General features: G+C 59.4%; 21 protein-coding genes. 7 read left to right on the plus strand and 14 right to left on the minus strand.

Going from position 1 to position 20,381, the window contains the following annotated elements:
• Positions 1–62 precede the first annotated feature (62 nt).
• The 3 genes from HAV21_RS07305 to HAV21_RS07315 all read left to right on the plus strand — a co-directional run bounded on the left by HAV21_RS07305 (position 63) and on the right by HAV21_RS07315 (position 3,374).
• A complete protein-coding gene (locus HAV21_RS07305; RefSeq protein ID WP_243753162.1) occupies positions 63–1,649 on the plus strand; it encodes a molybdopterin-dependent oxidoreductase in 1,587 nt (528 codons plus the stop codon).
• Between the two features lie 230 nt (positions 1,650–1,879).
• Entirely contained in the window at positions 1,880–2,626 is a 747-nt protein-coding gene (locus tag HAV21_RS07310) for an SUMF1/EgtB/PvdO family nonheme iron enzyme (protein WP_142936871.1), read from the plus strand.
• 151 nt (positions 2,627–2,777) lie between these two features.
• Positions 2,778–3,374: an NUDIX hydrolase gene (locus HAV21_RS07315; protein WP_166841210.1), complete on the plus strand. Its 597-nt coding sequence runs from the start codon at positions 2,778–2,780 to the stop codon at positions 3,372–3,374.
• Positions 3,375–3,878: 504 nt separating this feature from the next.
• On the opposite strand, the gene HAV21_RS07320 is transcribed toward HAV21_RS07315, so the two are convergent.
• The 3 genes from HAV21_RS07320 to HAV21_RS07330 all read right to left on the minus strand — a co-directional run bounded on the left by HAV21_RS07320 (position 3,879) and on the right by HAV21_RS07330 (position 7,036).
• Positions 3,879–4,157: a hypothetical protein gene (locus HAV21_RS07320; protein WP_166841211.1), complete on the minus strand. Its 279-nt coding sequence runs from the start codon at positions 4,155–4,157 to the stop codon at positions 3,879–3,881.
• A 135-nt stretch (positions 4,158–4,292) separates the two neighbouring features.
• The gene (locus tag HAV21_RS07325) at positions 4,293–5,387 is read right to left on the minus strand and encodes an NAD/NADP octopine/nopaline dehydrogenase family protein (RefSeq protein WP_142936868.1); all 1,095 of its coding nucleotides are present in this window, start codon (positions 5,385–5,387) and stop codon (positions 4,293–4,295) included.
• A gap of 71 nt (positions 5,388–5,458) precedes the next feature.
• Positions 5,459–7,036, minus strand: coding sequence for an AbgT family transporter (locus HAV21_RS07330; protein ID WP_142936867.1), 1,578 nt, complete (start codon positions 7,034–7,036; stop codon positions 5,459–5,461).
• A gap of 273 nt (positions 7,037–7,309) precedes the next feature.
• Here HAV21_RS07330 and HAV21_RS07335 point away from each other — a divergent pair, with 273 nt between their 5' ends.
• From HAV21_RS07335 to HAV21_RS07350, 4 genes are all read left to right on the plus strand, one after another.
• The gene (locus tag HAV21_RS07335; RefSeq protein ID WP_142936866.1) at positions 7,310–7,972 is read left to right on the plus strand and encodes a GntR family transcriptional regulator; all 663 of its coding nucleotides are present in this window, start codon (positions 7,310–7,312) and stop codon (positions 7,970–7,972) included.
• 290 nt (positions 7,973–8,262) lie between these two features.
• Positions 8,263–8,769: a hypothetical protein gene (locus tag HAV21_RS07340; RefSeq protein WP_142936865.1), complete on the plus strand. Its 507-nt coding sequence runs from the start codon at positions 8,263–8,265 to the stop codon at positions 8,767–8,769.
• Positions 8,770–8,972: 203 nt separating this feature from the next.
• The gene (locus tag HAV21_RS07345; RefSeq protein WP_142936864.1) at positions 8,973–9,416 is read left to right on the plus strand and encodes a hypothetical protein; all 444 of its coding nucleotides are present in this window, start codon (positions 8,973–8,975) and stop codon (positions 9,414–9,416) included.
• Positions 9,417–10,012: 596 nt separating this feature from the next.
• The gene (locus tag HAV21_RS07350; protein ID WP_142936863.1) at positions 10,013–10,498 is read left to right on the plus strand and encodes a hypothetical protein; all 486 of its coding nucleotides are present in this window, start codon (positions 10,013–10,015) and stop codon (positions 10,496–10,498) included.
• Between the two features lie 76 nt (positions 10,499–10,574).
• Here the strand turns inward: HAV21_RS07350 and HAV21_RS07355 are convergent, their stop codons facing one another.
• From HAV21_RS07355 to HAV21_RS07405, 11 genes are all read right to left on the minus strand, one after another.
• Positions 10,575–10,979 carry a hypothetical protein gene (locus tag HAV21_RS07355; protein WP_166841212.1) on the minus strand — a complete coding sequence of 135 codons (405 nt, stop codon included), beginning with the start codon at positions 10,977–10,979 and terminating at the stop codon, positions 10,575–10,577.
• A complete protein-coding gene (locus HAV21_RS07360; protein ID WP_243753163.1) occupies positions 10,972–11,529 on the minus strand; it encodes an RNA 2'-phosphotransferase in 558 nt (185 codons plus the stop codon). Before HAV21_RS07360 ends, HAV21_RS07355 begins: the two co-directional genes overlap by 8 nt.
• Positions 11,530–11,616: 87 nt before the next feature.
• Positions 11,617–12,108: a hypothetical protein gene (locus tag HAV21_RS07365; RefSeq protein WP_142936860.1), complete on the minus strand. Its 492-nt coding sequence runs from the start codon at positions 12,106–12,108 to the stop codon at positions 11,617–11,619.
• A 345-nt stretch (positions 12,109–12,453) separates the two neighbouring features.
• Entirely contained in the window at positions 12,454–13,374 is a 921-nt protein-coding gene (locus HAV21_RS07370) for a hypothetical protein (protein ID WP_166841214.1), read from the minus strand.
• A gap of 11 nt (positions 13,375–13,385) precedes the next feature.
• A complete protein-coding gene (locus HAV21_RS07375) occupies positions 13,386–13,721 on the minus strand; it encodes a hypothetical protein (protein ID WP_166841215.1) in 336 nt (111 codons plus the stop codon).
• An 88-nt stretch (positions 13,722–13,809) separates the two neighbouring features.
• Positions 13,810–14,397 carry a TetR/AcrR family transcriptional regulator gene (locus HAV21_RS07380; RefSeq protein WP_166841216.1) on the minus strand — a complete coding sequence of 196 codons (588 nt, stop codon included), beginning with the start codon at positions 14,395–14,397 and terminating at the stop codon, positions 13,810–13,812.
• Positions 14,398–14,534: 137 nt separating this feature from the next.
• Positions 14,535–15,890, minus strand: coding sequence for an MFS transporter (locus HAV21_RS07385; protein WP_166841217.1), 1,356 nt, complete (start codon positions 15,888–15,890; stop codon positions 14,535–14,537).
• Between the two features lie 4 nt (positions 15,891–15,894).
• A complete protein-coding gene (locus HAV21_RS07390) occupies positions 15,895–17,148 on the minus strand; it encodes a hypothetical protein (RefSeq protein WP_166841218.1) in 1,254 nt (417 codons plus the stop codon).
• Complete coding sequence (locus HAV21_RS07395) at positions 17,145–18,209, minus strand: SagB/ThcOx family dehydrogenase (RefSeq protein WP_166841219.1); 1,065 nt, start codon at positions 18,207–18,209, stop codon at positions 17,145–17,147. Before HAV21_RS07395 ends, HAV21_RS07390 begins: the two co-directional genes overlap by 4 nt.
• A 56-nt stretch (positions 18,210–18,265) precedes the next feature.
• Positions 18,266–19,375, minus strand: a complete 1,110-nt coding sequence (locus HAV21_RS07400) for a hypothetical protein (RefSeq protein ID WP_166841220.1) — start codon at positions 19,373–19,375, stop codon at positions 18,266–18,268.
• Entirely contained in the window at positions 19,365–20,282 is a 918-nt protein-coding gene (locus tag HAV21_RS07405; protein ID WP_166841221.1) for a ThiF family adenylyltransferase, read from the minus strand. Before HAV21_RS07405 ends, HAV21_RS07400 begins: the two co-directional genes overlap by 11 nt.
• Positions 20,283–20,381 lie beyond the last annotated feature (99 nt).

Raw genomic sequence — 20,381 nt, forward strand, 5'->3', positions numbered from 1 at the left:
GGCTTGTGTGTCGGCCGGATACTCTCACCCATCCCCGGTCCCGCCCGCTACGAACTCCTCACATGAAAAAGCTCGGACTCCGGACCAAAGGCCCCGAAACCATGGCAGCGCTGGCAGGCGTGGTGTCTGCCGCCGTCGTGCTGGCCGTAGCCGAGCTGATCGGCGCGTTCTTCACCGCCAGGGCAACCCCGGTGTTCGCGCTGGGATCCACCTTCATCGACTTCACGCCGTCATGGATGAAGGACTTTGCGATCGCCACGTTCGGTACGAACGACAAAGCCGCACTGTTTGTGGGGATGGGGGTCACCATCGCCCTGCTTGCCTGCGTTCTGGGCGTTGTGGCCTACAAGAAGTGGGCCCTTGGCGTCCTGGGTGTGCTGTTCATGGGTGCCGTAATAGTGGCCAGCGTCCTGACCCGGGCCGGTGTGGGACCCGCCGACGCCATCCCCTCAATCGTGGGCACCATCGCCGGCCTCATCGTCCTGCGCCTCCTCATCAAACCGTTGTGGGGGTTGAAATCGTGGCCGGAAGCCCCCGCTGACGTAGCAGCCGACGCCGACAGCCAGGTTGGCGGCGCCGGCACCAGCCGCCGTCGTTTCTTCGCTGCTGCCGGTATCACCGCGGTAGCTGCCGGAATCGCGGCGACCGGTGGGCGGCTGCTCGGAGCCGCGCGCAACAACATAGCTCAGGCCCGTGATGCCCTCACGCTGCCGTCGCCTTTGAAGGCAGCGCCCCCTGTCCCAGCCGGCGTCCAGTCCCCAGTGGCAGGAGTCTCCTCCTGGCTGACACCGAACAACGAGTTCTACCGCATTGATACAGCCCTGAGCGTCCCCGAAATCAACGTCGAAGACTGGGTACTGCGGGTGCACGGAATGGTTGAGAAGGAAGTAACCCTCACCTTCCAGGACCTGCTCGACGCCGATCTCATCGAATCGCACGTGACCCTCACCTGCGTGTCCAACCCCGTGGGCGGAAAGCTTGCCGGAAACGCCAAATGGCTGGGAATGCCCATCCGCGAAGTCCTGGCCATGGCCAAACCAAAAGATGGCGCGGACATGGTGCTCTCAACATCCATCGACGGGTTCAGTGCCTCCACACCACTGGAGGTCCTGCAGGATGACCGCGATGCCATGCTGGCCATCGGCATGAATGGGGAGCCCCTTCCCATCGAGCACGGATACCCCGTACGGATGGTGGTTCCGGGACTCTACGGATTCGTCTCCGCCACCAAGTGGGTAGTGGACTTGGAAGTCACCCGCTTCGCGGACAGCAAGGCCTACTGGACGGAACGCGGCTGGTCAGAGCGCGGCCCCATCAAGACCATGGCACGTGTGGACGTGCCCGGGTCCTTCGCGAAATTGAAGGCAGGGAAGGTGGCCGTGGGTGGCACCGCATGGGCGCAGACGCGCGGAATCACCAAGGTGGAAGTACAGATCGACGACGGCGACTGGGTGGAAGCAACGCTTTCCACCGAAGCATCCACCATCACGTGGCGCCAGTGGTCCTACGAATGGGATGCCACACCCGGCATGCACTACGTCAAGGCCCGCGCCACCGACAGCACCGGGGAAGTTCAGACGGACAAGCGCGCCGACCCCGTACCTGACGGGGCATCGGGCTGGCAGTCGGTGGCAGTGACGGTGGAGTAACTGACCGGCCTTATTCGATCTGGGTCCTCCCGCCGAGGGTGCTCCACACTGCCGTAAGTTGGACCGGAAACTGTGTAGCGTTTAGGGCACCCTCACCGGGCAGTTTTGCGGGCGGGTCTTACGGGAATTCTGGTTCCGCAGAATGACGCGAGTTTTGCTTAGCGCTATATGGGGCTGCGTGGCGGCCGGTGGAGGACCGGCTATCGGGCACGACATGGGAGCCTTGAGGAATGGCTACCTTTGATCTCCTTCCGCTACAGGCCGGACAAGTGGAATTGCATGACGCACGACGAAAGCGCCGCTGGGTCGTCCATCTGGAACCATTCGAGATTGCTGCTGCCCCGGTCACCACGGCTCAATTTGCGCAGCTGATGGGTGATAGCGAAACGGGTTCCCAAACTCCTTTGGCAGACATTAATTGGTTGCAAGCCATCAATCTTTGCAATGCAGCTTCATTGAACGAAGGTCTTGCCCCTGCATACGTCTTCGAGGCAGGCCAGGTAACTTGGAGGACCGATGCTTCTGGGTACCGTCTGCCCACCGAAGCCGAATGGGAATATGCATGCCGCGCTGGCACAGTGGGTCCGCACTACGGACCCCTCTCTGCCATTGGATGGACAGCGAATGACAAGCTGGAGAACCCTGCAGAAGTGGGACTGAAACAACCCAATGCCTTCGGACTTCAGGACACCCTTGGAAACGTCTGGGAATGGTGCTGGGATTTGCTCGATCCTGCCCGCTACGGAGATTATCGTGTCTTCCGTGGGGGAGGTTTTGCTGACAAGCCGTGGAGCGTGCGCGCTTCGACTCGGCGCGGAGGTGCCCCTGGTATGAGCCACCCAGACCTAGGTTTGCGCATGGCTCGGGGTGTCTTCGAGAACTCACTGGCAGCTCAAGGTTGGTCAGCAGAGGCTGATTCTGAACGAGCCAAGATCACTGGCATGCTTCCGTCAGGGTGGACACCGCGGCGGCGCTAACTTCAACCACCGTAGGCCTGCCTGAATTCCCAATGATGAGTTGCCCCGGTAGAGGATCGGCATTTGGGCGCTCTGAATGTCAGCCCGGCGTGGCTAGACTGTCTAGCTCGACGGTTAGCTGTGGAGCGCAGCCGCGCAGAGAAGGAGCACAATGCCTATTGCCGGTGAGTGGGCAAAAATCCGATCGACGATCACATACCAGGGCTTTGTAACGATCAACCGTGATACCTACGAAGAGCCAAATGGGGCCGTGACTGACTGGGACGTTATTACGGGCCGTGATTCGGCGGCAACCCTCGCGTTCACGCCTTCAGCAAGCCACGTCGTCCTATTCGAACAGTTCCGTGTTGGACCAGAGAAGGCATTACTCGAGCTCCCTGGTGGATACCTCAACAACAACGAGCCGCCCACCGATGCAGCACTTCGAGAACTACGAGAAGAAACTGGATACCACTCAGAATCAGCTTTCTACGCCGGCTCAGAGTGGTGGGCTGCGAACTCATCAAGACGTAAGCATCTCGTCATCGCGGCCAACGCATCCAAGACATATGAAGCGACCTGGGACGAGTCCGAATCTGGACACGTGCGACTTCTTCCCGTTTCAGAACTCATTGACTTGCTAGTCAGCGGAGAACTTACCGACGCGGGACTTGCCTGCCGCGGTCTGACAGCCCTCGCCCGCAGTAATCCGGACACCGAAGTTCTCGCTGCCCTCCGTGACAGGGTCCGCCAACTTCTAGTCGCCTAGTAATACCTGAATTCTCAAAGCTCAGCGCGAGTCCTGGCTCGACTCGATCAGCGCCGGCGTATCGGCCCGGTCAAGGATCCCCATAGGAAAGACAATCGCAGTGCAGACGACTTCTGACATTCAGTGCAGTCAGCTTCCAAAAACGACAATTCGGATGGATGGGGGAGTGTCCCAGGGGAGGTGTCCCACTTCGAAGGTTGTGGGATACCTTTGTAGAACCGTGACGCTCGCTGGGGAGCCGGCTCGGACAGAGCGCTTGGCGATTGAATGACCCGGTTTTAGGGTGGGGTGTCCCATGAGTATCGGGCATAGACCTCGTCGCCTTGAGATTTTTCGAACATCGTCCGCGGGTAGGCGCCAGAGGCGGAGATCCAGAGTATGGAGTTGTCGGGCATGACTGCGTCTACGGTTCCTGTGTGAACTGTCTTTCCTGACCGCCGAATTTCGACGTATTGGCCATGAGCCCGCTGCCAGTCAGGTTGAGGGTGAAGCTCCATCAATGGATCACTTTCGTATTGCCGAACTACTGACTGTGTAGCTCGGGGAGGGGAGCGTTGCTATGTTTCCGGTTGCTGCTAGCAGCTGGCCTATGTCGAGGTCGTACGTGGCGTCGTAGCCGTCGTGGCGCTGGACCCGGACCGTAGAAGTGAGCCGGTCTACGCGGAGCATTCCGTCGCGGTGGGTGAGGTCCTTGATGGCTGCACTCTCGCCGTGGCTGATAGGGCCGGCGGTGTCTTCAGTTGATCGCGGTGAAATCCCGGGCCGGCGTCGTGGCGTATCCATCTGTCTGTCCAGTCTGCGCGAATCAGGTGCCGCTACTTGGTCCGGGCGCAATCCGGGACGCACGAGCTGAGCTGTATCTGAACCGGCAGGGTCAGGCCTTCGAAGGAAGATCTGACCCTGCCAGCAGTGGTTTCCTTACGCGGTAACTAGCGGAGTCACGCCGTTTAGGAAGGCTTCTTTGATTGCTGCAGCGTCCAGGCCTTCAAGGCCGAGTATGTCCGCTGTCCGGCCTTCGGCTTCGAAGTCAGTTCCGCAGATGAGTCCGCTGATCTTGATGAAGGAGTCAGTCAGTGGGAGGGGGAGCCCGATTTGTTTTGCCAGCGAGCTCCAGATCACCAAACCGAAGGGGATGTCCTCAGTAAAGTACCGGTGGGTTAGGGAATCGGGTTCCGGGAATGCTTGACGTCCGTAGCCTTGAACAATTCGTTCCACATGGGATCCCTCGGTGACGCCGTAGGCGCTTTCGAGGAATTCCCAGAAGCTTGGCGTCTTTACCCCGAGAGCCTCCGCCAGGGCGAGCCGTTCTTGATCGAGCGCGTTGATGACCTCCGCGACGCGGGGGGTTACCAACGTGTGGTGGGGCCGGGAGTCTGCATCTTCGACGGTTTTGATGTTCAGCACTGCCGGGGGGACGTGGTAAATCGCGTTGCAGTTTCCAAGGCCCACTGACAAGGTATCGCTGCCGGCGATGTAGCGGTCGCCGAAGTAGTGGCTTAGGCGGTCGAGTGCGTCTTGGGAGGATGCGTGGGGGATGGTTGCCAGGTGAACAGCTTGCTTGATTGCACCGATGAAGACCTGCGCCGGGCCACGGAGGCGGCAGGTATATAGGCTTGTCGGGGTTTCGGCTATGAGGCATGGCGTTCGCTGTGCCAGGGCGAAGTGCCTGGCGAGTTCGACGGAGCTGCCCAGGACGCTGGGCTGGAACACCACCAGTTGTTCTGGTTCCAGCAACGCGGCGAGACGCTCTGACAGGTAGGCATGGGCGAACGCTGGCGCAGCGACGATGACGACGTCAGCGCCAACGATGGCATCGCCGAGGTCGGTTGTCAGCGTCGGTTTGTTTGCGTGACCTTCAACATCGCCTGAGAGATCGATTCCGTTGTTGGCAATGATTGCCTCGAAATCCTTCTCCCAGCGTGAGAAGAGCCGGACGTCATGTCCTTGGAGAACCATGTGGCCGGTGATTGCTTGGCCGACGTTTCCTGCTCCAACAATTGCGATACTTCCCATTTGGGTATGTTTCCTTCGTTTATGAGGTACGCGAAACGAGCTATTCCGCGCAGGTACAAGGGGCCGCTGCTTTAGCGGACAGGGACGCCGGGTCCGAGAGGGATTCCGAGGGCGTACCAGAGGACAAAGAACGCGGTCCAGACCACGAGGACTCCGACGGCCAGCGGAATGGTGAAGGAGAGCATGGTTCCAATGCCTGCGCCCTTCCGGAATTGCTGGACGAAGCCGAGGGCCAGCACGAAGTATCCGTTCAGCGGCGTGACGCAGTTTGTGACGGAGTCGCCGATCATAAAGGCCACCATCGAGGCTTCGGGCTTGAGCCCGACGTACATCACCATGGGGATGATCACTGGGGCCAGGATTGACCACATTGCCGAGCCGCTGGTGATGAGCATGTTCAGGACACTGATGGCCAGCACGATCACCAGCAGGATGACCAGGTGCGGTGCTTCGAGGGACTTAAGCGTCTGGGCGCCGTTGACGCTGATGACCGAACCGATGTTTGTCCATGCGAAATAGGCCAGGAATTGAGCCACGACAAAGAAGAGCACGAGCACGGGTGCAAGATTGCGGATTCCCTCGGCCATAGCCACGGGGACCTCGCTGAGTTTAGGGATTGAGCCTGTGATCCGCCCGTAGACGATGCCAAGGACGGCGAAGATGATGCAAAGGAAAATGGCGATGTTCTTTACGACGACGGAAGTCACGAGGTCGCCGCCTTCACCAAGGAACGGTGAGCCCGGCAACAGCATCACCGAGATGAGCGCCACGCATAACAGGAAGGTCACAGCGGATACCGTGAGCGCCTTCGCTTCAATTGGGGCAAGCTTCACTGCACTGTTGGCGTTGGCTGAGGTGTTGAAGAGTTTGTCGGCCTTCTCGAAATCAGCTTCGAGGGTGGATGAACCGAACTCTGGGCGGCGCGCCAGGAGCTTGTCCACGATGAAAGCGATGGCAACGGCCAGAACTACCGAAGACGCAGCCGTGAAGAAGTATGTTGCCACCGGGGTGATGACGTAGTCCTTGTCGACAAGGCGGGCTGCCGCGGTCGACAACGAGGACCGAATGGCATCAGCTGGTGTCACCAGGGGGCTCGCATTGAAGCCAACGGCAGTTGCAGCGTAAGCGACCATGAGGCCCAGGACAGGGCTACGGCCTACCGCACGGAAGGCCAGTGCGCCGAGGGGGATCATGACGAGGTAGGCGGAGTCGCTCATGACGTGGGCGATCATTGAGCTGAAAGCAATGGAGAAGGTCAGCACTGAGGCCGGCAACCGCCCAATGGTGACCCGGAGTAGAGCTGTCAGAAGCCCGCTGCGTTCCAGGACGGCAACGCCGAGCAGAACGACGACAACAGTCGCCAGTGGCGGGAACGTGGCGTAGTTGGTCAGCGCGGACTCAACAGCGAACTTGGCCCCTTCCATGGAGAAGAGGTTCTTGACGGCGACTGTCTCGTTCTTGCCTGGCAGGGTGACAGTGACGTTCAGGCCAGCGAGTATCGCGCTCACCGCACCGAGAATCACTATCAGAATGACAAAGAGCCAAAACGGGTGGGGGAGCTTGTTGCCGGCACGCTCTATGGCGCTGAGAGCCCGATAGAGACGGTTTGTAGGGACATCGATTGTCGTATCGACAGGAGCTTGTGTCATCGCTCAAAGCCTTGTCTGGTTCAGGTGGATCATATGGAAATGGGGGAGTTGGGGTGGACTACCTGAGTGGATGGGTCCGCTCGAGCTCGACACCTTCAGCGTCGTCGCTTAAGGCCTGAACTACAAGGCACATCGACTCAAGAATGCAAGTGTTATTCGTGTTATATATAACAGGGATGTTAGGCTGGTCACGTGCTGCTGTCAATAGCAGTCGCGAAAACAGAAGATCGAGCGGCAAGGCGTGCGCTGCGGCGCTTGGGAAGGCCAGGAGTGATGGATAAGCCGGTTTCGATGGCGGATCGGGCATACGAAATGCTCAAGAGGGACATTTTGCGGTGCCGTTTCAGGCCTGGCAGCGCCATCCTGGATACCTATCTGGCCGCAGAGTACGGGATGAGTAGAACCCCTATTCGCGAGGCTACGAATCTGCTCCGTCGCGAGGGTTTGGTTGTGGTGATTCCAAAGCGGGGCACCCTCGTGAAGCCGATTGACTTCGGGGAACTCCAAGACACCTACCGGATGCGCCAACTTCTTGAACCGGAGGCGGCGGTTCTGGCATCCCGGCGTGCCAATGCTGAAGAGCTTGATGCGCTGGCGGAGCTCGGTGAGGCCAGCGTCAGCCCCGACGCGGATGCGGCGACTTTGAACGAAAGGAACCGGCTCCTCCATGTCCGGATCGCGGAGTTGTCACGCATACCACTGCTCGCACAAACCATAAATTCTCTTCATGAGGAAATCGAGCGATTTCTTAACTTCCGGGGTGCACAGGGGCGTCCCTACACGGCCACTAATCATGGACGAATCGTTGACATCATCCGCACCGGAACGGAAGACGAAATCCGGCACGTAGTCTCCTCAGGCATCGAGCGCGCCCGCACCCACATGCTCGAAGGGCTGATGGCCAACGATAACGGACGCACGGAGCAGGCGTCCTGACCGGTGGCCCGGCACCAAAGAGCCTGACCAAATTCCGGATCAAGGGAAACTGGAGCTATTCGGCCCGCACTTGGGGCGCTATTGGCATGGCAATGCCGTGCATGGGCCGTAGCTGTCCCACTTCTAAGGAAGTGGGACAGCTAACCGTGTAGCGTTTAGGGCACCCCGCATTCTGTCGGTCGAAGCAACGCCCGTATTAGGTGGAGGCGAAGCAGAGGGCTACGCTTCCACAGAGCACAGCTCAACCTATACTTCTGAGACTAACTTCCGCGCACCCTTTGGATCCGACCATGAGCACGATAGATCTCTCGCAGCCGTACACCATTCACCTCGGCGTGGACGAGACGCAGTTTGAACGCCTGACCCGCGATGCGTCTACGCGTCAAATGATGGTCTTTCAACTTGACCTCACGGGGCTCGTTGACCGCGTAGCGCTGGCTGATTACCTGGCTCAGGAGTTTATGTATCCCTTCCCAACATCGGGACTGGACGCGGCAATATCGCTCATCTCGGATCTCGAATGGTTTGGAAACACCAACGGCCACGTCGTGATTGCCCGTGGACTCTCAGCACCATCGGAAGTGGGTGAAACATTCGTCTCCCCCCTCCCGAACATCACCGAGAGGTGGCAGACCCAAGGGACCCCATTCATTGTCGCCATTGATGGCAAAGGCGATGAACTACGGTCGTCCTTACAAGACGCCAACGATCACCTGGATGAATTCGCGAAGAAGGGCGGTCCGGGATTCGTGACGTACCAAGGACCCATTCAGGTAGTCGTCCATAAGGACGTTTGATTCCTGATTCCAAAAGGTGCGTTGAGTCCCCGCTGGCACCTCGGCATGGTTTGTATAGGTCCACGCAGACATTGGCTAGCGTACTCGACCGTTAGGGCCCTAACCCCAGTACCCGCCCCGTAAGCCGATGGCTATGCGGACATATTATGGGGCGTTTTAAAGAAGAGACTTACGGACGCCTGATGTGCGCCAGTATGGTTCCCATGACATCTGAACTTGATTGGGCGCGCGTCCACGAAGCTTTCGGGGATAATCCCGGCGTGCTCCCTGATGGAGAGGTGGTCGGGAGTGAGGAACACGACTGGGATTTGCTGTTTGCGATGCTGCACGACAGCGATTGGAAGGTGACGACCAGTGATGGCCATTCGCCGCTTCCACCCGATAGGCACGGGCTTGCCGAGTTTGAGATTGTTGCCGTTTGGCCGATCGATGGAGTGCGCGTCAACTTCTTCCGAGGACCCGACGGCGTATATTTCGACGTCGACCTTCGGGAACTCGTTGACCAGGCCGCAGTTGACGGGCTAGCCCACTTGATGCGCAAGCTCGGAGCAACGATTCGTCGAGATGTAGTCCTTAGAGACGAGGGGTCAAGAGGTGCCCCGGTCATTCGCTACGCCACTGCGACAGGCCTGTTCACAATAAGCTAGATACAAAAGGCCCCTCCAAGGACCTGTCCCTTGCAGAGCTGGGCCCCACCGGTGAGAGATCCGCTAGGGGCGCGCGCTTCCTCGGACAAAGAGCAGGGAACATAGCCCGGGAATGTGGAGGGGCATGGATGCCTAGAACTGTCGTCAGCGTCGTCGTAGGTATCTATAGGTAGTCGAAGTACCTGAGCCACCAAGTCGGCTTGTTTGGCAGGAACACCCTCGGGGGGACACAACCGTCGTACAGCTTCCACAATGGCTCTTCTGGAATGAGAACGTATTTTTCCTCGTCCAAGGACTTAGAGATGCGCGCGACGTCCTTTTCGTGAAGGAGTGAATCAAGCTCCTGTTGGTTGTAAGCTCCTGGGTTCTCGAGCACTCGTGGCTGTTCCACTTCTAAGGAAGTTGGAACACATATCCGTGTAGCGTCAAGGGCTGTGACTTTCGGCGATAAGTGGCGGTGCTTCCGTGAGCCGGTGGGTCCACACGGTGTTCAAACGCCCGCACGGGGATCGTTCACCGGACACGTTGGAACGGCCAGAGCTCCGGAAGACCAAGGGGGTGATTTCCGGCCCGCCATGTCCATATACACTCACGCCATGAGTCCTTGGTTCAAAAGGTCAGCAGTACCGTCGCCCCTGACCGAAGCCCCCGTGTATTTCGTGTCAGCGTCCACCGCGATCAGGGCCACACCCGAGCTGATCTGGGACCTCATCAAACCAGCGGAGAAAGGCCCACTCCTTTCACCGGACGTTGTTTGTGGTTTTCGTGCTCCGGACGTGGAAGGTCTCGGTGAGATTCAGGTATTCATCTCGGTGCATGCTGGTGTCGAAAACGTGTCCGCCGTGGAAGTGATGGAGGAGATTCCATGCGAACTGGCAATCACCCGCTACATGGGGGACGAAGATCCGGCAGCACGATTCCAGTACGTTGTGCATACCGCGGATGACGGCATGTCAGTTTTCGAAATCGGGAAGTACTTCACACTGCCGCCCGACGAATCCGAAAATCTAGACAGGTATGAGAGGAACTACGAACTCTTGTGCCAGCAGTACGTCGATCGGGTGAAGGCTCTCCTCGAGTAGCCTGTTGCCCGCTGGCGGATCCTTGAGCGCACCCTATTTGATGTTGGAGTAACGTGCCTCATGCACGTGAAATCCGTCAGGGCTCTACCGGTCGGAGGTGGACGGCGTAGTGCGCTTCGGCGTCTGCGACCAGGTCCGGACCGGCCCATCCGGGCAAATTACTGTGCCACCAGAGTGCGGTCTCTGGTAATACTGATGGCCCGGAGCGTAGGAGCGCGGCGAAACGTTCGTCAATATCGGCGATTGCCTCCGCGAAAATAGCCAGTTCAGGGTGCGCAGTGAGTTCCGGGGCAGTGAGGGCTTTGTCGATCACATCCCTAATTTCGAGTTCGTTCTCATACTCGTAGATGCTCCACCGGTAGCCTTCTTCGCAAGCCGCCACGAAAGATTTCCACGCATCGATGTGTCCGGCAGGTGACCAGTTCCTTCTCGCTCCCTTTTCGCCTGCGACATCACGAAAGCGGCGGATGAACTCACTCATCTTCCGGAACGACCGATATGAACGCAGCAGGAACACTATCCGCTAGCCATACTTTTTCGCCGCCACGGTAGAAGCTGACGTGCTCTCCGTGGGCGGACGAGCCTTCAATGACGAGGACAACCGGGTCAGTGTCCTTTCGTTGTCCCACCTGCCTGGCCATTTCAATGTTTTCGGATAGGTGAACGTACTGGCGTCGCATAGGCCGCAAACCCTCTGACTGAATAGCTTCAAGGCTTTCCCTGGATGTTCCATGAAACAGTTTTTGGGGTGGACCTTCTTGTGGCTTCACTATGCGGGTCGGGACACTGTGACCGTAGAGAGCCCGAATGCGGCCCCCGCTCAGTTCATGGCGTCGTTTAGGGGAGGACAGGAGCATACTTTCCAGGTCGGTGACTTCAAGGTTCACCCAATCAGGGGACTCCCCCCGGAGCGCCTGAAGTAGGTCGTCCACCGATGTCCACCCTTCCCCGTCCAGCTCCAGTTCGTAAAGCCAGGGCTCGTGACGCAAAGCATGCGATACGGCCCGGCTGAGCTTCGGCAAGTCAGTCATGGACCTCATCCCTTCTTCAGATGGGAGTTGAAGGTGTGCTTCACGAGTAGTTTTCGGGCATGAGGGCTAAGGGGATCCGAAGTGTATCTAGCTCGAAAGGCGGCTTTCCTTTGAATAGCAAGGAGAAAACGACTTCATTTCCCTCAACGCTGTAACCGTGGGTGAGGACTGTGATTTGCGAACCATCGCGTAGGTCAACGGTCCACAGCTCGGGTTCATCGCAAGCTCCAGAGCATTGCGAACGACACGAACACCAGGTGACAGGTTTTCGAAATTCGCAGTGCCATTTGCTCCCTCAAGGTTGTTGTCTTGGAAATCTGGCATCGTCGATTCCTCTTCCCACGCAAAGCTTCGAACGTGCCACTCTCCACCAACTTCCAAACGGTCAGCCAGCGTCCCAGGAGGCAACTTCGCCATCTCCGCAAGTGTCGGGTCGAGCCGTGTGACGTGACTGATGTGTGCAGCAACTGCCCCACCAGGAGTGTTCGGGTCATCAACTCCATCAGCAAAGCCCCACCCATTGTCAGGGTCGTGAAGAACTTGAAGAACAGGTCGCTCACCAGAAAGGACCGACTTCATGACCACGGCACCGAGGCCCTCGGGAAGCGGTCATCCGGGAACGGCCACGCCATCTCTCGGTGCATCTCAACATTTTGCGACATGGAGACATTGTCCCCGATCACCAAGGGGCACGGACGACCCACCCCGTCCCCGTTAGACGGTGGTTCTCCGGACGTCAAGCGCCCGGTCAGGGACACCCTTACGGACAGCTCCGAAGCATCGAAAAGCTGTTCGCCAAAAACCAATGTCCCTCTAGGGGAGTCACTCTCGCCAGGGATGCTGACAATCGCGACACGGCGGAATGCCGACGACGGCGGGCGCTGCCGCCGTCGTCGGCTTCCTTTTCCAGTGAGTGAGTGAGCGTTAGCCGAACACCCGGGTACCTTCGGGCATCGCGGGCATGGAGGAGGCTCCGCCGCCCAGGTCCTTGTCGTTGGCGGTCAGGCCGGTGGGGTCGTAGTAGGCGGCGACCAAGCGCTGCTTGATGTAGCCGAGCACTATCTGCCCTTTGCTATCGCAGTTCCTGGCGGTGATGGCCGTGAAGTTCTGCCAACCATTCCCCGCGGCCGGGCGGATGGTCTTGGAGCTCCACTGGGTGGGGGTGGCGTCCGGGATGATGTACTGGCGCAGTTCGCCGGTGGTGAGGGTAGCCATCAGCACGGCAACCGGCTTGCCGTTGATGGCGATTGAAGGCGCCGAGCCGATGGCTGTAATGGAGGCGCCTCCGCCGAACACCTTGACCGTACCGGTGATGGTCCGGGCGTTGGTGTCCAAGGTGTAACGGTAAAGTTCGCCGCCGCTGGTGAGCCGGAAAATGAACTGCTGGCCCCGGACGTCCGCTGTGCCGCTGTAGGCGGTGGTGATGGACTTCTGGAACCACCCGTTACCAATAGTGGTGATCGGTCCGTCGATGGAGTGCTTCCAGGTGCCGTCCGCCTGGAGGTCCTGCCGCTGGTTATAGAACTTCGCTTTGCCGTCAGAGGAGGTACCGAAGTAGGAGAACTTGCCGAACGTCTCGTCACCCATCCCGCCGGTTTGCGTCAGGTAAGTCGCATCGAACGGTACAGGCGAGGACCAGCTCTTGTTCTCCCAGCGAAGCTGGCCCCCGCTGAGGAAGATGGCACCGAGATTCCCGTTCGGTTCAACGCTCAGAAGGCCACCAAAGCAGTCGGCGGGCGTCGGGGTGGGAGCGGGGTAGACCGTGGCAGCGCTGGCGGGAGCGGCGCCGGAGAGTGCCAGTGCGCAGGCGGCGAGGCACCCGAACAGCTTAGTGGTGAGTTTCATATGCGGACTGCTCATCGGACGTTGCGCCAAACCTGAACGGCCCTGGTGCCTGCCGGGCAGTTGGCGTAGGAGGTGTTGAATCCTTGCGAGGCAGGCATCTGCCACCTCCAGGGCCCGGTCACGATAGCCTCCTGACCGGTGGGGACATGACGGCACTTGCCCGCAACCTGATACTCAGTGCCCGGCGCATCGGAATTGCAACTGCCTCCCACACTGTATTCGTAGTGGATCCAGACGTTGCAGTTGGCATAGCCATCGTTAGCCAACGCAGGTTGAGCCGTGAGCAATGCCCCTCCCATGAAGGCAAGGGCAGCGCTGGCAGCAAGAATTTTTTTAGCAATCTTCATGGTGTTCCCCCGGGTCGGTTAGGTATTCCCTTGATACTCGGGCACAACCGGTCCTCGCGCTATGGGGCGAACTACCCACGTGGTGTGCTCAGCGAGGGGCGAGAGCGATCTCTTCCGTGCGGGCTATACCGCGCTGGATGGCCGCTTTGTCGATCCCCAGCAGCGTGGTGAGCCACATGCCGTTCTGCACCACAACGACGTCGGCCGCGCGGTCCCGGCATTCTTCAGGTGACAGCCCGGGAACGGCGTTGCCGATCAAGGCCGCGAGCCCTTGGAGGTACCTGTCAAAGGCTGCGGCATTGATGCGTGCAAAGTCCTCATCCGCCTGGGCGAGGGCCCACAAATGAAGTCGGAGGGATAGGTATGGTGTGGTTAGAAGACCAGGATCTGCAACACGTCGCAGTGACTCCCGGAGTTGCTCGTCCGGTGTTGATGAAGCTAGCGGCTCCACCAGCAGGAGGTCGTGCTCTTCGATCTGGTGGAGCACCGCGCGGATCAGGCTCGATTTGTCTTCGTAGTAGTAGTTCACAAGCCCCAGCGCGACGCCGGCTTCACGCGCCACAGCCCGCATGTTAATGCCTGAAATGCCGTGGCGGGAGAGCAGTTCCAAGGCCGCGTCGAGAATGCGTTTCTGCCTATCGACCTGTTCGCCGGACTTCACGGTGCTTGTACCCATCCGGCCAGACTATTGCCTCAGCCTGATCAACGCATCCTGACCGTCTACAGGTTCTTTTCTGCGTAGATCCGCAGGGCATCCCTGACGAAGATGGCCACACTGATTCGCCGGTGCAGCGACGGGCTATTCTGCGTTTGTCAGGCCTTCGCTGGCTGAACGGGCCCTGACGGCGGTTCGTCCAGGCCGTCATGTACGGGCAATCTGGTAAAGCTGCGCAGCTGACGGCTGCAGAGGCAGATCAGCGCGCCGACCACGAACCCGCAGCTACCCACTACTACCGATGCTTGAACCCCTGCGATGGCAGCAACTGCACCACCCATGAGGGCGCCGATGGGATCAACGCCCCAAGAGACGAAGCGTGCCGTTCCGGCAACCTTGGACAGGTGGCGTTCTGGAAAGAGCGCTTGTCGCATCGAGCGCCCAATGATCATGTTGACGACGATGCACAATTCAAAAACGGCGAAAACAATCGACGTAATCACGGCGGCGCTTACCCCGTGTGTAGCCGCAGTCAAGGGAAGGCAGAGCCCGGCAAGGGCAATAATGCTGAAGGAGACAGTGAGAACCTGTCCCAGACGTGCCCGCTGCGTGATTCGGTCCGTCAAGGCCGATCCGATGATTCCAACGACAGCAGGTATAACGAACACCAGCCCCAGGAGTGCCGGATTCATGCCAAGCACTGTGAGCGCGTAGACGGAGAACACCGCCAGAATCCACGAGTCGAAAAAGTTGTACGCCGTGGCAGCGAGTAACACCACCCTTTGCGGCGTCTGCTTCCATAACAGGCTGAAGCCCAACCGGATTTCGCGAAGATGCCCGCGAACAGCGTTTTGTTGCGCGACGTCATGATCCTCCGCTTCCCTTGATGAGCGGTCGAGCGGAAGCTTGATGAGCATCAACGAGCTGAAGACATAAGTGACGGCATTGATGGCAACAATAAAGGGCGCCCCGAGGGTGCTGATGATGATTCCAGCAACAGCTGCGCCGCCTGACTCAGTGACAGACATCCCCCCTTCGATCCACGAATTTGCGCGGATAAGGAGCTTTCGCGGAACCACCGAAGGGATCGCTGCAGCCATGGCGCTCTCGTACAGCAAAGTCAGGACGCCTACCGAAAAGAGTGCAATGGCAAGAATCTGCCAATTCAGGGAACCCGCCAGCATCAGGGCAAGAACCACGGCGAACACAATGAACCTGCCACTGTTGCAAACATGCAGCAGGACGTGGCGCCGGGAGCGGTCCGCTATGACACCTGCGGACAGCGAAATGAACAGCGGAGCCGACAGTCCGGCAGCCACCACCCAGCTGACCTGGGTGGCGTCCAGCCCAAGGACAGTAACGCCGATCACCGGCACGGCGAAGGCCATCATGGCTGATCCGGCATTCGACACGAAGTCGCCTACCCACAGCCGGTAGAAGCCGGTGCGGGCAAGACTGTGGTTCTGCTGCGCCTGTTGTTCGTCGGTGGCGTCTGTTGATGTTGTTTCGACCAAGAGGTCACTCCTGTGTGCTGTGTTTCCTGAGGACGTAGCCGCCCATGAGTGTGGTGGTGGTGCTGGCGGCAAGCTGATCTTCGGGGAGCCGGCCCAGCGTCCGGGCGAACCAGGAAGCCACAGCAGCAATTTGTTGCTCACTGGCGGGGGAGCCTATGACTAACTTATAGTCCGCGTATTCCGTCACGAGGGTCCGGAGGGCGTCCTCGCGAAGGGTACCTGTTCGTTGCTGGGGGAGCTTGTTTGTCAGGGGGTCATGGCGCTGATAGCCGAGCGAGGTGTGCATGTCGGTATACCGGCTCATGACCGATCTGGTGTAAACGAGGTCGCGGGGCGCCCACTGAGGCGCGGTCACTTTCCGGGCCAGTCCGATCCCTCGATAGACAGGATGCACCACCAGGCGTTGGCCCAGGGTGAGGGAGCTGTTAACCTCTGCGAACTCCTCCATCGCATCCGCCCACGCTGTTGGGTAAGGGGCGCAGTAGAGACGCGCGGCAACCGGCTCATCGTCTAGCTTCGCCGCCACGATGCTGACTTCACGCTGCCCCGGATCGAAATCGAGCTTGGGATAATAGTGAAAGCGCTGCAGGGCGGCGTAGTCGGGAAAGGTGCCATGCCCGACGTCGATCTTCTCGCCAAGCGGCCATGACCGGTCGCCACTATGCTCTAGAACCCTCGGAGAGTCGTTGGCACGGACGCGGATAGTGCGGTCCGGTGCCAACGCGGTTTCAATATCGTCGTGGGCAGTAGCAACCAGGAGATCGATGTTGCGCTTTCGGCAGGTCCGCTGCAGGTTGAAAGCGACGACTGATGCCGCCGCCCGGTCTACGGTGGACAGGAACTCGTCCACCAGTATCCTGCGGGAGCCGCCAGCAATCGCCGCGGCGAGACGGGCACGGAAATGCTGCCCATCCGAGAGCCACGATGCCGGTCTGATGACAACCTGGGCATCACCAAGACCAAACCGCGCAAGGAGCGCAATGCGGGTGCCAAGGCTTCCTGTGAACTGATCGATCAGCGGCACATCCGGTGCGAGGTCAGGGAGAAGGCTCCACGAGGGGTCAACAGATTGGACCTGCCGCAGAATCGCAGACTTACCGCAGCCACTGGGGCCGGTGATGAAAGTGATGCCGGCCCCGATCTGAATGTTCAGCGGGGGTATGGCACTCCAGACGTAGTGGGCGTCCTCGAAGAAGGCGTCGATGACCGCTGGCACCAAGGACCCGCCAGTGACCGGTGGGGCCTCCCAGGCGGTCACTTCGAGGCCGCTTTCTGCAGGAGGTCCAGATGCTGGTCACCGTACTCTTGATAACTCGAAGTGGCACCATTGATATGCCCGATGCTGACGCTGGTCAGGACAATCTGTTCACCGGGTGACAGGTTAAGTGCCGCCTCCATCTCTGCGGCATGGATGGCATTTGACGGCACGGCTCCCAGTCCCTTGTCCGCAGCAGCGAGCAAGGCGTTCTGGGACATGTGCCCGGCCTGAAGCAACAGAGCGTTGAAGCCGGACGCGGCGTTGTACTTCCACGCGGTACGAGACACCGCCCCAACTATGACGATGATCGCGGCCGCGGTGTCCGCCCACCGTTGGTTCCCGAGCAGTCGCATCGCATTGGTGCGGATATCAACGGACACCACTTCAAGGGCATTGGATGTTGGCCGGTAGCGGTATACGCCCTGCGATATTCCTTCGACATTCTGGACGATGACATAGCAATCGGCGCCGTTAAGACCACCGGCGCTGGGTGCAAATGAAAGTGGCAGGGGCGGACGCATGGGGGCTTTCCGGTAGCTTTGGATTCCAGCAGTTGCCCAGAGCACACTGCTGAGGTCCTGGAGGCTCACTGCTTCTTGGATGAAATCGCGCCGGCTCCGACGTCGTTCAAGTGATGACGTGAGTCCAGAACCCAGGGAACCGGTAGGCAGACCCACGGCCGTTGCACCCTCCGGCACCCCGGGGGCGAGGTCGTCTCCGGCATGATCGCGGAGAGCCCGGCCGAAGTCCATCGCTTCGGTTCGATCATCGCTGAATCGGAGGCTTCGAGTGACCAGGTGGTGGTCTGCCGTGGTTTCGCCAAAGGGCCAGTTGCTGCTGAAAGTGGCTTCTGCCTGTTCTGCCTCGGAGCCTTCTTCCAGGAGGAATCCATCCGACACCAGCGCGTTCAGGATTTCATCTGCCCGTTGGTTGTCGCCCACGCCGTCATCAAGCTGCCTGCGGATCCGGTCCGACTCCGTCCATTCGGTGCTCTGCCGCAGGATGTTCCAGATCGGCTGCGGAATTCGGCGGACGGCGCCGTTCGATGGGTTGGCGCCCACCACACTCCCATCACGAAACCGAAAGGTCAACCGGTGGGCAGTACGGACCCTGGCGTTCATTCTTCTCCCCATTGAATTTGTTCCCAATCAACTTCAGCCCTGGCGTTCACAACGGGCCGGTCCACTCTAATGCGGCCACTGCTGCTGAGAGTCGAAACTGCCCGTAAGAGTGGCACAAATCCATGTCCGACTCCGAATGCCGTGTCAATAATCTCCAGTTGTGCACCATGTAAGGGAGCATCTCCCCGCAAGTATTCGTTGTAGTCCACTGAATGCAGATGGCAGGAAATACTCTGCCGGGATAGCTGCTGCTTGATATTCGTGGCGACTGTTTTGTTCGGATGGAAATCGGTGTATTGGATGGTTATCGTCCCGAATCCGCCATTGCCAGTCATTGTTGTGTGAGCAGCGGGCAGTTCCGTGTACGTCCCCCCAGTCACGGCGGCCAGTTCCAAGGGATCGAGGCTCGCCGCGAACCCTTGGGAAACCGTTGACCCCCGCGCAAACCTCAGCCCCATCACCAGATCAACGCTGCGGTTTAGGTCTTTGTCCCTACGGAACGGGCGGCCGCCCAACACTCTGGTCAGGTCCAGTTCACCTCGCCTAAACATCGCCTCTCCCTCGTCAACGGATTCAGTGGAAATGATGCTGATGCTGTCCACTCCCTGACTTTTCGAACCTCGGCGACGCCGCAGGTTGACTGTCCTGCCGCCAGCGCCGATGTCATCGATGACATAGGGTCCGCTCGTGTGCCGCGTCGCGCTGTCCCGGATACAGGGAGTCAGTGAAAATGCTGCGGTGGCGAGGAGTGTCTGTAGGCGTTCAACCGGAAGGGGACTGTTTACCAGCAGCCTGTCCGTTTGGCGCTCGACATTCCCTGAGCGCTGACTTGCCGTTACTGCGAGGCCGCGTGCGACGCAGCGCTCGAGTTCCGCGACGGTTACTCTGTGGCCATCCGTCCACGTCGTGTCTTCGGCGGGAAACAGTGCGGTCACGTTCTCTTCGACCTGTTCAAGACAGGCTCCTTGGGGAACGATCGATCCGTTGGGGCGGAGGAGAAAAGGGCGGGCGTGGACAGCTGATGTGGTGAAGGCCCAGGCATGGTCAAGGTGTGGGGGGAAGGTCACCCGCCGCAGCGGAAGTTCAGCTTCGGCACTAAGCATCATGGTGCGCACAGTCCCGGGCGAGTGAGCGGTGAATTGTCAACGAATCGAACTCAAGAGTCATTCGGGTCGGCTCGCTATCGGTGTCCGGGGCCACGGCCCAGTCAAGGACACGTTGTGCCATGAGGGCACCCACCAACGTATTGGTGACTCCATGGGACCACGGGGTTACGGCTTGCTTCGCAGCCCGGGACCCGTACCAGCACGCCAAACATACTGTTTGGCGTGGACTGAAGAAGGGGCCCACATGGCCAAGGTCGACGCCCACGGCGCCGGTCATCACTGGTAAGCCAGCGGACAGGCACGCAGTAACCACTTGCTGTTCAATCCCGGCTGGTGAGTCGATGCACGACGCCACGACGGTGACTGACGGATATTCGCCGAGTAATAGTGCCACGTCGCTCTCACTGGAAATCCGGCGATCGACGGTTTGGATGTCAGCGTCCTCCACTCGCTCCGAGATCCAAGCCTTCGTCGTGTCCAGTTTGGCGGCACCAACGTCGGATGTCCGCCAAAGGAATTGACGGTTGAAGTTGGAGAGCTCTACGGCGTCGTGATCGACCAGGACGAAGCGGCGTACGCCTGCTGCGACCAAGTGTTGGATCAGGACCGTTCCTGTTCCGCCGACGCCAAGCACCAAGACGCGCTGATCACCGATCTGCTGCTGCGCAAGCTGTGGAGCCTTTGAACGCGTGGCCAGATATCCGAGGGATCGACTCTGACGCTCGTCCACTTCAACGTGAGGATGGCGTTCAATGATGACGTGGCGCTCCACGAGCGCGTTGAGCAGTTTGCGCATTGCGGCGTTCGCTGTGGACGGATCCGCCATTGCTGCATGGAGCAGACTCGCAGTGGCGTCGTGTTGAAGTAGAGCCACTGTCCGGCGGCTGTACTCGTCCTCGATGGTCAAGGTTTCCTCGTCGAATGCGACGGCTTTTGCGGGGTGAAATTCGTAGTGGAACATAAGATGCGGCGGGCGCCCGAAGGCACCCGCCGCTCCCTGTCTTCT

It is taken from the genome of Paenarthrobacter sp. MSM-2-10-13 (genome assembly GCF_011605365.1).
In the GTDB taxonomy this organism is placed as follows: domain Bacteria; phylum Actinomycetota; class Actinomycetes; order Actinomycetales; family Micrococcaceae; genus Arthrobacter.

Coding starts and splice junctions, on each gene's coding strand:
- HAV21_RS07320 (WP_166841211.1), bottom strand. CDS start 4,157: ATGGATACGCCACGACGCCGGCCCGGGATTTCACCGCGATCAACTGAA.
- HAV21_RS07305 (WP_243753162.1), top strand. CDS start 63: ATGAAAAAGCTCGGACTCCGGACCAAAGGCCCCGAAACCATGGCAGCG.
- HAV21_RS07365 (WP_142936860.1), bottom strand. CDS start 12,108: ATGAAGTCGGTCCTTTCTGGTGAGCGACCTGTTCTTCAAGTTCTTCAC.
- HAV21_RS07380 (WP_166841216.1), bottom strand. CDS start 14,397: ATGGGTACAAGCACCGTGAAGTCCGGCGAACAGGTCGATAGGCAGAAA.
- HAV21_RS07355 (WP_166841212.1), bottom strand. CDS start 10,979: ATGAGTGAGTTCATCCGCCGCTTTCGTGATGTCGCAGGCGAAAAGGGA.
- HAV21_RS07345 (WP_142936864.1), top strand. CDS start 8,973: ATGACATCTGAACTTGATTGGGCGCGCGTCCACGAAGCTTTCGGGGAT.
- HAV21_RS07370 (WP_166841214.1), bottom strand. CDS start 13,374: ATGAAACTCACCACTAAGCTGTTCGGGTGCCTCGCCGCCTGCGCACTG.
- HAV21_RS07350 (WP_142936863.1), top strand. CDS start 10,013: ATGAGTCCTTGGTTCAAAAGGTCAGCAGTACCGTCGCCCCTGACCGAA.
- HAV21_RS07375 (WP_166841215.1), bottom strand. CDS start 13,721: ATGAAGATTGCTAAAAAAATTCTTGCTGCCAGCGCTGCCCTTGCCTTC.
- HAV21_RS07360 (WP_243753163.1), bottom strand. CDS start 11,529: ATGACTGACTTGCCGAAGCTCAGCCGGGCCGTATCGCATGCTTTGCGT.
- HAV21_RS07330 (WP_142936867.1), bottom strand. CDS start 7,036: ATGACACAAGCTCCTGTCGATACGACAATCGATGTCCCTACAAACCGT.
- HAV21_RS07315 (WP_166841210.1), top strand. CDS start 2,778: ATGCCTATTGCCGGTGAGTGGGCAAAAATCCGATCGACGATCACATAC.
- HAV21_RS07310 (WP_142936871.1), top strand. CDS start 1,880: ATGGCTACCTTTGATCTCCTTCCGCTACAGGCCGGACAAGTGGAATTG.
- HAV21_RS07325 (WP_142936868.1), bottom strand. CDS start 5,387: ATGGGAAGTATCGCAATTGTTGGAGCAGGAAACGTCGGCCAAGCAATC.
- HAV21_RS07340 (WP_142936865.1), top strand. CDS start 8,263: ATGAGCACGATAGATCTCTCGCAGCCGTACACCATTCACCTCGGCGTG.
- HAV21_RS07335 (WP_142936866.1), top strand. CDS start 7,310: ATGGATAAGCCGGTTTCGATGGCGGATCGGGCATACGAAATGCTCAAG.
- HAV21_RS07400 (WP_166841220.1), bottom strand. CDS start 19,375: ATGATGCTTAGTGCCGAAGCTGAACTTCCGCTGCGGCGGGTGACCTTC.